Source organism: Nocardioides renjunii, assembly GCF_034661175.1.
Lineage (GTDB): Bacteria > Actinomycetota > Actinomycetes > Propionibacteriales > Nocardioidaceae > Nocardioides > Nocardioides renjunii.
Window position 1 is genome coordinate 766,011 of record NZ_CP141058.1, and the last position, 11,895, is coordinate 777,905.

Genomic DNA, 11,895 nt, shown 5'->3' on the forward strand with positions numbered 1-11,895 from the left:
AACTTACGGCCCGGGTGCATCCAGTGGCGGGCTCCGGACGGAGAAGGGGGTGTGACGGGCGCCGACCGGCGCCCCCGACGGAAGGAACACCCCATGAAGCGTCGCGTTCCCGCCCTTCTCGCCGCCTCTGCCCTCGCGCTCGGCGCGGTGCAGGCCACGGCCCCCGCTGCCAGCGCCCAGGCCGCCCCCGGGGAGGACAGCCTCGCCGCCCTCCTGACCTCGGACGGCAACACGTTCGACAAGAACAAGAACGACTTCGACATCGTCACCGAGGCCGCGCTCGCGATCGTCGGCGCGAAGCCGGACTCGCCGGTGGCCCTCCTCGCCGACGGCAGCCAGAAGCTCACCGTCTTCGCTCCCACCGACCAGGCCTTCCGCCTGCTGGCCAAGGACCTGACCGGCAAGAACATCAAGTCCGAGAAGGCGATCTTCGACGCGCTCGTCGAGCTCGCCGGTGTCGACACCATCGAGACCGTGCTGCTCTACCACGTCGTCCCGGGCAAGACCCTCACCAGCGGCAAGGTCCTCAAGGCCGACGGCGCCAAGCTCGCCACCGCCCAGGGCGGCAAGATCAAGGTCAAGGTGACCATGAAGCCCAAGGTGTCGGTGACGCTGAAGGACCTCGACAAGGACGCCACCGACCCGAAGGCCGTGCTCGACGCCCTCGACCTCAACAAGGGCAACAAGCAGGTCGCGCACGGCATCGACCGCGTGCTGCGCCCGATCGACCTCTGAGTCGGACCGAGTCGGAGCACACCGAGAACAGGCGCTGGGTGGGGGACGCGGATGAGCACCGTCGCGTTCCCCGCCCGCGCGCCACGCCGGTACGGTGGCGCAGTGGTCACCGGCGTCGCACTCGAGGACGAGCAGGACGATGACGTCCGCTCGGTCGCAGCTCGTCTCGTGGACGGTGACGAGCTCGCCCTCGAGGAGATCTTCGACCGCTGGTCGGCGCTGGTCCACACCTACGCCCTCCGGGCGCTCCGCGACCCGCACGACGCGGAGGACGTCACGCAGCAGGTCTTCGTGGCCGCGTGGCGCAGCCGGCACACGCTGACTCCCAGCCCGACGGCGCTGCCCGCCTGGCTGATCGGCATCGCCCGGCACAAGGTCGCCGACGCCCGGGCCGCGCGGGCCCGCGACAGCGACAGGGTCGCCGCGGTCGCCGCCCAGCCCGAGGCCCACCACGACCTCGTGGAGGCCGTCGACCGCGAGGTCGCCGACCGCCTCGTCGTCCGCCAGGCCGTCCAGGACCTCCCGGACCCGCGCCGCACCATCGTGTTCCTCGCGTTCTGGGAGGAACGCAGCCACGCCGAGATCGCGGAGACCACCGGCCTCCCGCTCGGCACCGTCAAGAGCCACGTCCGTCGTGGCCTCGTCCAGGTCCAGCAGAAGCTCGAGGGGGTGCGCCGTGTCCCACGTTGATCTCGAGGAGCTCGCCGGGGTCGCCCTCGACCACGACGACACCTCCGACGAGGTGCGTCGCCATGTCGCCTCCTGCCCGGAGTGCAGGGCCGTCGTCGCGTCCCTCGCCGAGGCCCGGCACCTCGCCGGCGAGGGCCCGCTCGTCGCCCCGCCGCGCCACGTCCGCGACCGCGTGCTCGCCCACGTGCGCACGCCGGGTGCCGCCGCCGACGCCCCGACCTCCGCTCCCTCTCCGCCCATCCCGCTGCGCCGCGGCTCGCACCGCACGACCGGCACGGGTCAGGCCCCCTCCGGGCGACGCGGCGTCCCCGTGTGGGCCGCCGGGCTCGCCGCCGCACTGGCCCTCGTGGCCGGACTCGGCCTCGGCCGCGTCCTGGGCGACGGCGACGCCGCCCCCGAGGCCGTGGACCCGCCGACGCAGTCCGCCACCGTCGTCGCGGCCGCCGACCTCACCGCGCTCGACAGCGACGCCGCCCGCGGCGAGGCCAGCGCCGTGCGTTCCGAGGACACCGTCACCCTCCGCGTGCGCGCCCGCGAGCTCGGCGAGGAGGACGGCTTCCACGAGGTCTGGCTCATCAACGTCGACGGCACCCGCATGGTGGCCCTCGGCGTGCTGGCGAACGGCGACGCGGGCGAGTTCCAGGTCCCCCGGGGGCTCATCGACGACGGCTACCGGATCGTCGACATCTCCATCGAGCCCGAGGACGGCGACCCCACCCACTCCGGGGTCAGCCTCGCCCGCGGCGAGCTCGCCTGAGCGGTCCTGCCCGGTCCGCCGCCGCAGCCGCCACCCACCACCGCCCTAGGGGCGGGAGTCCTCGACATCGCGCCGTCCGGGGACTAGGAACGAACCATGAGGTGGAGGTACGCGGTCCTGGGCGGCACGGTGGCGGCCGCGGCCGCGACGACGGCGCACGACCTGGTCCAGCGCAAGCACGCGATCCTGCGCAACTTCCCCGTCGTGGGCCACGCCCGCTTCCTGGTGGAGAAGTTCGGACCCGAGCTGCGCCAGTACATCGTCACGAGCAACGACGAGGAGCGGCCCTTCAGCCGCGACCAGCGGCGCTGGGTCTACGCCAGCGCCAAGCTGGAGAACAACTACTTCGGCTTCGGCACCGACAACGACGTCGAGAACGCCGCGGGCTACCCGGTCATCAAGCACCGGACCTTCGCCGGGCCCGGTGCGGCGACGATGCCGCACGCCCAGGAGGAGGTCGTCCTGCCGTGCGCCAAGGTGATGGGCGCCGCGCGCGGGCGTACGCACGCCTTCCGCCCGGGATCGGTCGTCAACGTCTCCGGGATGAGCTTCGGATCGCTGTCCGGCAAGGCCATCGAGGCGCTCAACAAGGGTGCGGCGATGACGGGGTCCCTGCAGAACACGGGGGAGGGGGCCCTCTCCCCGCACCACCGCCACGGCGGCGACATCATCTTCCAGATCGGCACGGCCTACTTCGGCTGCCGTGACGAGCGCGGCCGGTTCGACCTGGACCGGCTCGTCGACCTCGTCCACTCCGCGCCGGTCAGGGCGATCGAGATCAAGCTCAGCCAGGGCGCCAAGCCGGGGCTGGGCGGGATGCTGCCCGGGGAGAAGGTCAGCCGGGAGATCGCCGAGATCCGCGGCATCCCGGAGGGCAAGGACTGCGCCTCGCCGAGCCGCCACGCGGAGTTCCACGACGTCGACTCGATGCTCGACTTCGTGGAGCGGGTGGCCGGGGCGACGGGCCTGCCGGTCGGGATCAAGTCGGCGGTCGGCAACCTCACGATGTGGGACGACCTCACCGAGGAGATGGCCCGCGGCGGCCGCGGGGTCGACTTCGTCAACATCGACGGCGGCGAGGGCGGCACCGGTGCCGCGCCGATGATCTTCGCCGACTCGGTGGCCTATCCCTTCCGGATCGGCTTCGCCGAGGTCTACCGCCGCTTCGCGGCCGCCGGCCTCACCGACGACGTGGTGTTCCTCGGCGCCGGCAAGCTCGGCATCCCCGAGAACGCCATCGTCGCCTTCGCCCTCGGCGTCGACATGGTGCAGGTCGGCCGCGAGGCCATGATGGCCATCGGCTGCATCCAGGCACAGAAGTGCCACACCGACCACTGCCCGGTCGGCGTCGCCACCCAGGACCCGCGCTACACGCGCGGTCTCGACGTCAGCCTCAAGAGCGTGCGGGCGGCCAACTACATCCGCTCCCTGCGCCGCGACCTGCTCAAGGTGTCCGAGGCGATCGGCGTCGTGCACCCCGGGCTCATCGGACCCGGCGACATCGACATCCTCGACGGCACCCGCTCGGCCGTCGGGCTGGCCGGGACCTACGGCTACGACCCCACGTGGCCGCGCCTGGGCCCCCGCCTGGTCGAGGAGATCCAGTCGCTCATGGTCGCCCAGGCGGCCACGCACGGCACCGCGGTCGACGAGCACCCCTGACGGGCCGGCGGGGTCCAGTGGGCCCGGCAGGTCCCGGCAGGTGAGCGGCCGGCTCAGCCTGCCGGCGTCCGGCGCACCGTCTTGTCGTGGTGGTCGGGCACCGCCGCGAGCTCGTCGAGGAAGTCGCGCGCCCACTTGGACACGTCGTTGGCCACGACCGTCTTGCGCATGGCGCGCATCCGGCGACCGGTCTCCTTGTCGTCGGCGGCGTAGGCCTCGAGCAGCGAGGCCTTCATGCCGTCGATGTCGTAGGGGTTGACCAGCCACGCCTGGCGCAGCTCCTGCGCGGCGCCGGCGAACTCGGAGAGGACCAGCGCGCCCTTGTTGTCGAAGCGGCAGGCGACGTACTCCTTGGCGACGAGGTTCATCCCGTCGCGGAACGGCGTGACGACCATGATGTCGGCCGCGCGGTAGAGCGCCGTCATCTCGTCGCGCGGGTAGGAGACGTGCATGTAGGAGATGGCCGGACGCCCGATGCGACCGTGGTCGCCGTTGATGCGGCCGACCAGCCGCTCGATGTCGTCGCGCAGGATGCGATATTGCTCCACGCGCTCGCGCGACGGCGTCGCGACCTGCACGAAGACCGCGTCCTCCACGTCGAGGTGTCCGTCGCGGACGAGCTCGCCGAAGGCGCGCAGTCGCGAGTAGATGCCCTTGGTGTAGTCGAGCCGGTCCACGCCGAGGAAGATCTTGCGCGGGTTGCCGAGCGCCTCGCGGATCTCGGCGGCCCGCTCGTCGACGCCGCTGCTGCGGGCCAGCTCCTCGAATCCGGCCGTGTCGATGGAGATCGGGAACGCGGTGGCCTTCACCGGCCGCCCGTCGGGGAGGTAGATGGTGTCGCGGTGGGTCTTGTGGCCCACGCGGCTGCGCACCAGGCGTACGAAGTTGGCGGCGGCACCGGGCAGCTGGAAGCCGATCAGGTCGGCGCCGAGCAGCCCCTCGAGGATCTGGCGTCGCCACGGGAGCTGCGAGAAGAGCTCGGCGGGCGGGAACGGGATGTGGAGGTAGAAGCCGATCCGCAGGTCGGGCCGCTGCTCGCGGAGCATCTGCGGGACGAGCTGGAGCTGGTAGTCCTGCACCCAGACCGTCGCCCCGTCGGCGGCGACCTCGGCGGCGCGGTCGGCGAAGCGCCGGTTGACCGCGACGTAGGACTCCCACCACTCGCGGTGGAACTCCGGCTTGGCGACGACGTCGTGGTAGAGCGGCCAGAGGGTGCCGTTGGAGAAGCCCTCGTAGAACTCCTCGACCTCCTGGGAGCTCATCGAGACCGGCACGAGGGAGAGCCCGTTCTCCACGAACGGCTCGATCTCGTCCTCGTCGGCCGACCCGGGCCAGCCGATCCAGGCGCCGTCGTTGGCGCGCAGCACCGGCTCGAGCGCTGTCACCAAGCCGCCGGGGGAGGGGCGCCACGTCACCGACCCGTCCGGCTGGCTCACCCGGTCCACGGGTAGCCGGTTGGCCACGATCACGAGGTCTGCCTTGGAGGTCCGGCTCACCCCGTCACCCTAACCAGCCGCGCGGTGCCCGCAGACCACCCCGCGGTGCGTCCGCCCCGAGGCGCCCCGCCGCAGGCACGTGCCGTGAGCCGGGTTTGTCCAGACGACTCGCCGGGAGCGAATGACATCGTTGTCGTTCGTCGCCTAGACTGACGCCAGTCCGCTCGGTCACGGGTGGACGTGGGGTCGAGGAGGAGAAGGCAGATGGACGCAGCGTCGCACATCGCAGCGGAGCAGGAGACTGCGGCCGGGCTGAGCCAGCGCGACCGCGAGATCCTCGAGTTCGAGCGGCACTGGTGGAAGTACGCCGGCGCCAAGGAGCAGGCGGTCCGGGACAACTTCGACATGTCCTCGACCCGCTACTACCAGGTCCTCAACGCGCTCATCGACCGTCCCGAGGCCCTCGAGGCCGACCCGCTGCTCGTCCGCCGGCTGCGCCGGCTGCGCGCCTCGCGCCAGCGGCAGCGCTCCGCCCGCCGCCTCGGCTTCGAGATCTGACCGGCACCTCCCGCACTGCATCCACGACTCACGATTGGTCACCTTCCCCATGACCTTCCCCACCTTCCCCAGGTTGCTCCGCTCGACCTCCGCCCTCCCTCCGCGCCGCGGGCTGCTGCGCCGCCCGCGTGACGAGCGGGGCGTGGCCTTCCCCTCGCCGCTCGTGATGCTCTCCGTGCTGGCGGTCGCGATGGCCTCGATCACCTTCGTCGCGACGCGCGACCAGGCGCCCACGGAGCGCCGCGTCGACAACACCGCCACCATCGCCAGCGCCGACCAGTCGCCCAGCGCCGAGCCGAGCGACACGGCCGTCGAGAAGCCGAAGCCCAAGCCGGAGCCCCGCATCAAGCGCGGCGAGGTCTACGTCGAGGTGTTCAACAACTCCGGCATCAAGGGCCTGGCGGCCACCACCGCCGCCAAGGCCACCGGCGTCGGCTGGGCCGTGGTCGGCGAGGACAACTGGTACGGCGTGGTGCCGACCACCACGGTCTACTTCCCGCCGCGGCTCCGGGCCGCCGGCGAGCAGCTGGCGCTCGACCTCGGCATCAAGCGCACCGCGCCGGCGGTCGGCGTGATGAAGCGCGACCGGCTCACCATCATCCTCACCACCGACGCCCCCCAGTAGCCCCGGCACCGTCCCACCGGGCGCGCCGCCCGCCGGCCGGTTGGCCGGGCGTCCGCCCTGCGTGGTTGGCTTCGGTCATGGAGTTCACCTCCGACGACGCGCGCGCCCACTACGACGCCGTGCGCGACGTCCTCGACGGTGTCGTGGTCGGGCTCGACTTCGACGGCACGCTGTCCCCGGTCGTCGACGACCCCGAGGCGGCCCGCCTGCACCCGGGCGCGCCCGGGGCCCTGCTCGAGCTCGCCGAGGCGGTGCGCGCGGTCGCGGTGATCACCGGCCGCCCCGCGCGGCAGGCCATCGCCATGGGCGACCTCGACGCGCTCGGCAACGCCATGCTCGACCGCGGTGCCGAGCTCTTCGTCTTCGGCCAGTACGGCAACGAGCGCTGGTCGGCCACCGAGCAGCGGATCCGCTCGCCGCGCCCCCCTGCCGGCCTCGCGAGCTTCGAGCGCGAGCTGCCGGCGGTGCTGCGCGGCGCCGGCGCCGCCGACGCGTTCATCGAGCAGAAGGGCCTCGCCGTCGCCGTGCACACGCGACGGATGGCGGACCCGGCGGACGCCTTCCAGCGCCTGGTCGAGCCGGTGGCCGCCCTGGCGCACCGCCACCACCTCACGGTCGAGCCCGGCCGCAACGTCGTCGAGGTCCGCTCCGGCGACATGCACAAGGGACAGGCCCTGCGGACCTTCGTCGCCGAGCAGCAGGCGAGCGGCGTGATCTTCGGCGGCGACGACCTCGGGGACGTCGAGGCGTTCGAGGCCGTCCGGGCGCTGCGCGCCGAGGGACTGCCGGGCCTGGTCGTGTGCTCGGCCTCCACCGAGCAGCCCCAGCTCGTCGACCTCGCGGACGTCGTCGTCGACGGCCCCGACGGCGTGGTCGAGCTGCTCGGCGGCCTCCTCCTGCGTCGCTGACCGCTGGGCGGACGCCCCTCATCCACATCGTGGACTCGGTGTGCGCATCGTGAGACGGCCGTCCTAGGCTGAGCGTGCTCATCACGAGGGACTGAGGGAACGGCCCGACGAAGTCCCGGCAACCACCCATGAGCCTCCTGCCCGGCCCACGCCCGGCAGTCATGGGAGCAGGTGCCAAATCCGGCCCACGCGAGAGTCGCGGGGACAGATGAGAAGGAGGACTTCATGAGCACCGTGCTGCACGAGACCACCACCGCCGCTGCGTCGACCGGCTCGACCCGCAAGGGGCTCCGGGAGGGCGCCTTCGGCCACGCCCGCGCCCTGGCCTGCCGCGAGTGCGGGCACGAGGTCGAGCTCGGGCCGTCGTACGCCTGTCCGGAGTGCTTCGGGCCCCTCGAGGTGGCCTACGACTTCCCGAACGTCACGCGCGAAGAGATCGCCGCGGGTCCGGCCAACATCTGGCGCTACAAGGCGCTGCTGCCGGTGCCGTCCGACATCGAGCAGAGCCCCAACACCGAGCCGGGCTTCACCCGCCTGCTCCAGGCGCACAACCTCGGTCGCGAGCTCGGCATCGACACGCTGTGGGTCAAGGACGACTCAACCAACCCCACCAACTCCTTCAAGGACCGCGTGGTGGCGTGCGCGCTGAGCGCCGCGCGCGAGCTCGACGCGAAGGTCTTCGCCTGCCCCTCCACCGGCAACCTGGCCAACGCGGTCGCCGCGGCGGGTGCGCGGGCCGGCATGAAGACGGTGGTCTTCATCCCGAGCAACCTCGAGAAGCCCAAGCAGGTCAACTCGGCCGTCTACACCGACCACCTCGTGGCGGTCGACGGCAACTACGACGACGTCAACAAGCTCGCCTCGGAGATCGCCGGCGAGGAGGAGGGCTGGGCGTTCGTCAACGTCAACGTGCGCCCCTTCTACGCGGAGGGCTCCAAGACGCTGGGCTACGAGATCGCCGAGCAGCTCGGCTGGCGGCTGCCCGACCAGGTCGTCATCCCGGTCGCCTCCGGCTCGCAGCTGACCAAGGTCGACAAGGCGTTCCGCGAGCTGGTCGCCCTCGGCCTCGTCGAGGACAAGCCCTACAAGGTCTTCGGCGCGCAGGCGACCGGCTGCTCACCGGTCTCGGTCGCCTACAAGGCCGGCACCGACGCCATCCGCCCGGTCAAGCCCGACACCATCGCCAAGAGCCTCGCGATCGGCAACCCGGCCGACGGCATCTACGTCCTCGACATCTGCCGGCGCTCCGGCGGCGCCGTGGAGGACATCACCGACGACGAGGTGCGCGACGGCATCCTGCTGCTCGCCCGCACCGAGGGGATCTTCACCGAGACCGCCGGCGGCACCACGGTGGGCGTGCTCAAGAAGCTCGTCGAGACCGGCCAGCTCGACCCGACGCTGGAGACCGTGGTCATCAACACCGGCATGGGCCTCAAGACCCTCGACGCCGTCGCCGACCGCGTCGGCCCCGCCGCCACCATCGCACCCAGCTACGACGCCTTCGTCGCGTCCGGCGTCCTCTGAGAGGGAACCACCCATGGCAGTCTCCGTCCGGATCCCCACCATCCTGCGCACCTACACCGGCGGCGAGTCCGAGGTCAGCGCCGAGGGCGACACCCTGGCCGCGGTCCTCGACGACCTCGACGCCCACTACGCCGGCATCAAGGGCCGCATCCTCGACGAGGCGGGTGCGCTGCGGCGCTTCGTCAACGTCTACGTCGGCAACGACGACGTCCGGTTCCTCGAGGACCTGCAGACGCCCACCCCGGACGGCGTCCAGGTCTCGGTGATCCCGGCGGTCGCGGGCGGCTGAGCCGCAGCGACACTCACGGCCCCCGTACGTCGACCACGGCGGCGTGGCCGCGGCCGTCGACGCGCACCTCGGCGACGGCGCCGTCACGCAGCAGGTCCTCGGCCGCCGCCGCCTCGTCCTGCGGCAGGAACCAGCTCTCGATCCCGCAGCGCAGCTGCCACGACCCGTCGTCGCACGCGAGGTAGGGGCCCTCGCCCGGCCGTTCGCGCGACCACCCGTCGGCGACCCACACCTCGCCGTCGGGGACGAGGCTGACGTAGACGTCGCCCCGCTCCCCGTCGTCGGGGACCTGCCCGCCGCGGGGCAGGTCGGGGTAGTCGAGCGCGACGTACGCGCCGCGGAACGGGTCGACCGGGTCGAGGGCCGCGACCCTCAGGAGGTAGGTCTCGCCGGTGGCCCGGGCGGAGAGCTGCGGGGCGACGGACAGGCCGACGAGGGCGAGCTGCGTCACGGCGACGACGGCAGTGGTGGCGGCGGTGGTGGCGGCGGTGGTGGTGGTGCGGTTCACGGGTCTGCTCCTCAGGAGGCGTCGGTGGAGGTGTCGGGAGAGCTCGGGGTGGGCGGGGCCTCGAGGGCCTGGGCCAGCCCGCGGCGGGCCCGGTCGAAGAGGAACCCGGTGCCGAGGAAGACGGTGCCGAGCACCACGAACAGCCAGGCCCCGGTGACGATCGGCGCGAAGACCGCGAAGCTCTGGAACGTGGTGAAGACGACGAGCGCGGTCGTCGCCATCCAGGTGAGCGCCGGGTGGTCGCGCAGCGCGCCCAGCGCGACGAGACCGACGGCGAGGGCGGCGTACGCGGCGACGGCCACGGCGGCGCGCAGCCAGTCGGCCGTGCCGACGTCCGAGGCGTCCGCACCGGTGGTCCACAGGGCGAGGGCGCCGGCGCCCAGCAGCACGCCGATCGCACCGACCGGCTCGAGGATCCGGGCGCCGGGCCGGGTGACGGCGGCGAGCGCTGCCGCAGCGGCTGCGACGGCCAGCGCGAGCACGAGGGACGTCGACCACACGATGCCGTCCGAGCCGATGCCCGGGACGGCGGCGACGAACCCGGCCAGCAGCGCCATGCCGGCAGCCACGGTGCGCCAGGCGCGGGCGAACCGGTCGGCGCGCCCGTCGTGGACCACCGCCAGCGCGGCCGCGAGCACCGCGCCCGCGCCGAGGAGCACGACGACGGTGAGCCCGGTCTGCTCGTCCCACAGCGGTCGGGCCAGCCACCACCCGACGCCGGTGACCACGCCGACGGCGAAGGGCGCGAAGGCGCCGGTCAGGTAGCCGTGCAGGAGGGCTCCGGCCGCCCACAGGCCGACGAGGCGCGGCTCGAACGCGGGGACCTGCAGCGACTGGGCGGCCTGGAAGACCATCGCGCCGAGGCCGAGGGCGGCGAGGAGCCGGGCGGCCCCGACGACGGAGGGGGACGCGCGTCGGTGGGCGAGCACCTCGCCCCCGACGAGGAAGAGCAGCCAGAGGGCCGCGACCAGCCCGAAGCGGGTGAGGGGAGCGAGCCGGTCGAGGTTGGCGGCCACGAGCCAGACGAGCCCGGTGCCGACGAAGGCACCGCCGACCCGGAGGAGGAGCCCGCCGAGGAGCGGCCGGGCGTGGCGCTCGGGTCGGTAGCGGGTCGAGATGCGCGCGGCCTGGCCCTCGGTGATGAGGCCCTGCGCGGTCCAGTCGTCGAGCTCGGATCGCAGCCAGGACAGCCGGCGCGGGGGGACGGGGCGGGGTGGGAGGCTGACGGATTCGGTCATGTCCCCACCGTCGTCCGCCGGTGGGCCGGTGTCGTGAGTACGCGGACCCGGGTGTGGGTGAGCCGTTGGGCGCTCCGTCGACCGGGGTTGTGCCGACGTTCAGGTCCGTGTGGTTCAACCGACCCGTGTCCAGCAAGCACCTGACCCGCGCCGGGGTGGCGCTCACCCTCCTCGGCGGCGTCGCCGGCGGTACGGCGTACGGCGCCCGCGAGCTGCTGCAGCGCCAGGCCGCCCAGGCGCGGCGGGCGATCGGCAAGCCGCTGGGGGAGCAGGCGCCCTCGGCCGACAAGCACTACAAGCGCAAGTACGGCGAGCCCGTCGACCTGCTCGTCCTCGGCGACTCGATCGCCGCGGGCCTCGGGGCGGAGCGGCCCAAGCACACGCTCGGCAGCCGCCTGGCGCGCGGGATCGCGAAGCACGCCGGCAGGTCCGTACGGCTGCGCACCGCTGCCGTCGTCGGGTCCGAGAGCAGCATGCTGGCCGGGCAGCTGGCGTCGCTGCCCGACTCCTACCGCCCCGACGTCGCCGTCATCATCGTCGGTGGCAACGACGTCACGCACCGGGTGCCGGTCGCCGAGTCGGTGCGCCACCTCGGCGCCGCGATCGACGACCTGCGCGCCCGGGGGGCCGAGGTGGTCGTGGGCACCTGCCCGGACCTGGGCGCGCTGCGCCCGGTCCCGCAGCCGCTGCGCGCGCTGGGCTCGCGGGCGTCCCGCCAGCTCGCGGCCGCCCAACGGGCGGAGGCGCTGGAGCGCGGTGCCCGGGTGGTCTCGCTCGCGCACGTCGTCGGCCCGTTCTTCATCAGCAACCCCGACGAGATGTTCAGCCTGGACCGCTTCCACCCGAGCGCCCACGGCTACAAGCGGACCGCCAAGGCGATGCTGCCGTCGGTGCTCGCGGCCCTCGGGCTGGTGGAGGTCGTGCCGTTCGGGCACCACGTCCCGGGGGTGGGCGGGTCAGGCTAG

Annotated in this window: 13 protein-coding genes and 1 riboswitch; of the genes, 10 read left to right on the forward strand and 3 right to left on the reverse strand. The window is 73.1% G+C overall.

What is annotated here, in order from left to right:
• Nucleotides 1-93 precede the first annotated feature (93 nt).
• The 4 genes from SHK17_RS03555 (at nt 94) to SHK17_RS03570 (ending at nt 3,844) form a co-directional block, all read left to right on the forward strand.
• Nucleotides 94-735, forward strand: a complete 642-nt coding sequence (locus SHK17_RS03555; RefSeq protein ID WP_172269742.1) for a fasciclin domain-containing protein — start codon at nt 94-96, stop codon at nt 733-735.
• 51 nt (nt 736-786) lie between these two features.
• Nucleotides 787-1,425 carry an RNA polymerase sigma factor gene (locus tag SHK17_RS03560; protein ID WP_172269744.1) on the forward strand — a complete coding sequence of 213 codons (639 nt, stop codon included), beginning with the start codon at nt 787-789 and terminating at the stop codon, nt 1,423-1,425.
• Nucleotides 1,412-2,182, forward strand: a complete 771-nt coding sequence (locus SHK17_RS03565; RefSeq protein WP_322921099.1) for an anti-sigma factor — start codon at nt 1,412-1,414, stop codon at nt 2,180-2,182. Before SHK17_RS03560 ends, SHK17_RS03565 begins: the two co-directional genes overlap by 14 nt.
• Nucleotides 2,183-2,278: 96 nt before the next feature.
• Entirely contained in the window at nt 2,279-3,844 is a 1,566-nt protein-coding gene (locus tag SHK17_RS03570) for an FMN-binding glutamate synthase family protein (RefSeq protein WP_322921100.1), read from the forward strand.
• A 53-nt stretch (nt 3,845-3,897) separates the two neighbouring features.
• On the opposite strand, the gene SHK17_RS03575 is transcribed toward SHK17_RS03570, so the two are convergent.
• Entirely contained in the window at nt 3,898-5,340 is a 1,443-nt protein-coding gene (locus tag SHK17_RS03575) for an alpha,alpha-trehalose-phosphate synthase (UDP-forming) (protein ID WP_322424936.1), read from the reverse strand.
• A 204-nt stretch (nt 5,341-5,544) separates the two neighbouring features.
• Between SHK17_RS03575 and SHK17_RS03580 the strand changes: the two genes are divergently transcribed.
• The 5 genes from SHK17_RS03580 (at nt 5,545) to SHK17_RS03600 (ending at nt 9,184) form a co-directional block, all read left to right on the forward strand.
• Nucleotides 5,545-5,838, forward strand: coding sequence for a DUF3263 domain-containing protein (locus SHK17_RS03580; protein WP_172269752.1), 294 nt, complete (start codon nt 5,545-5,547; stop codon nt 5,836-5,838).
• 49 nt (nt 5,839-5,887) lie between these two features.
• Entirely contained in the window at nt 5,888-6,463 is a 576-nt protein-coding gene (locus SHK17_RS03585) for a LytR C-terminal domain-containing protein (RefSeq protein WP_322921102.1), read from the forward strand.
• A gap of 77 nt (nt 6,464-6,540) precedes the next feature.
• Nucleotides 6,541-7,371, forward strand: coding sequence for a trehalose-phosphatase (gene otsB / locus SHK17_RS03590; protein WP_322921103.1), 831 nt, complete (start codon nt 6,541-6,543; stop codon nt 7,369-7,371).
• 75 nt (nt 7,372-7,446) lie between these two features.
• Nucleotides 7,447-7,586, forward strand: a riboswitch (SAM riboswitch).
• Nucleotides 7,587-7,596: 10 nt separating this feature from the next.
• Entirely contained in the window at nt 7,597-8,895 is a 1,299-nt protein-coding gene (gene thrC, locus SHK17_RS03595) for a threonine synthase (RefSeq protein WP_322921104.1), read from the forward strand.
• Nucleotides 8,896-8,908: 13 nt separating this feature from the next.
• Complete coding sequence (locus tag SHK17_RS03600) at nt 8,909-9,184, forward strand: MoaD/ThiS family protein (RefSeq protein ID WP_172269760.1); 276 nt, start codon at nt 8,909-8,911, stop codon at nt 9,182-9,184.
• 13 nt (nt 9,185-9,197) lie between these two features.
• Here SHK17_RS03600 and SHK17_RS03605 read toward each other — a convergent pair whose 3' ends face one another.
• Both SHK17_RS03605 and SHK17_RS03610 read right to left on the reverse strand, forming a co-directional pair.
• Nucleotides 9,198-9,692 (reverse strand): GDYXXLXY domain-containing protein, encoded by a 495-nt coding sequence (locus tag SHK17_RS03605; RefSeq protein WP_322921105.1) that lies wholly within the window; start codon nt 9,690-9,692, stop codon nt 9,198-9,200.
• A gap of 11 nt (nt 9,693-9,703) precedes the next feature.
• Nucleotides 9,704-10,930, reverse strand: a complete 1,227-nt coding sequence (locus SHK17_RS03610) for a DUF2157 domain-containing protein (RefSeq protein WP_322921106.1) — start codon at nt 10,928-10,930, stop codon at nt 9,704-9,706.
• A gap of 125 nt (nt 10,931-11,055) precedes the next feature.
• Here SHK17_RS03610 and SHK17_RS03615 point away from each other — a divergent pair, with 125 nt between their 5' ends.
• Nucleotides 11,056-11,895: an SGNH/GDSL hydrolase family protein gene (locus SHK17_RS03615; RefSeq protein WP_322424933.1), complete on the forward strand. Its 840-nt coding sequence runs from the start codon at nt 11,056-11,058 to the stop codon at nt 11,893-11,895.

What these genes read in the sequence shown, in the direction of transcription:
- otsB (WP_322921103.1), top strand. Translation starts at nt 6,541, where the DNA reads ATGGAGTTCACCTCCGACGACGCGCGCGCCCACTACGACGCCGTGCGC.
- SHK17_RS03585 (WP_322921102.1), top strand. Translation starts at nt 5,888, where the DNA reads ATGACCTTCCCCACCTTCCCCAGGTTGCTCCGCTCGACCTCCGCCCTC.
- thrC (WP_322921104.1), top strand. Translation starts at nt 7,597, where the DNA reads ATGAGCACCGTGCTGCACGAGACCACCACCGCCGCTGCGTCGACCGGC.
- SHK17_RS03580 (WP_172269752.1), top strand. Translation starts at nt 5,545, where the DNA reads ATGGACGCAGCGTCGCACATCGCAGCGGAGCAGGAGACTGCGGCCGGG.
- SHK17_RS03610 (WP_322921106.1), bottom strand. Translation starts at nt 10,930, where the DNA reads ATGACCGAATCCGTCAGCCTCCCACCCCGCCCCGTCCCCCCGCGCCGG.
- SHK17_RS03555 (WP_172269742.1), top strand. Translation starts at nt 94, where the DNA reads ATGAAGCGTCGCGTTCCCGCCCTTCTCGCCGCCTCTGCCCTCGCGCTC.
- SHK17_RS03560 (WP_172269744.1), top strand. Translation starts at nt 787, where the DNA reads ATGAGCACCGTCGCGTTCCCCGCCCGCGCGCCACGCCGGTACGGTGGC.
- SHK17_RS03570 (WP_322921100.1), top strand. Translation starts at nt 2,279, where the DNA reads ATGAGGTGGAGGTACGCGGTCCTGGGCGGCACGGTGGCGGCCGCGGCC.
- SHK17_RS03600 (WP_172269760.1), top strand. Translation starts at nt 8,909, where the DNA reads ATGGCAGTCTCCGTCCGGATCCCCACCATCCTGCGCACCTACACCGGC.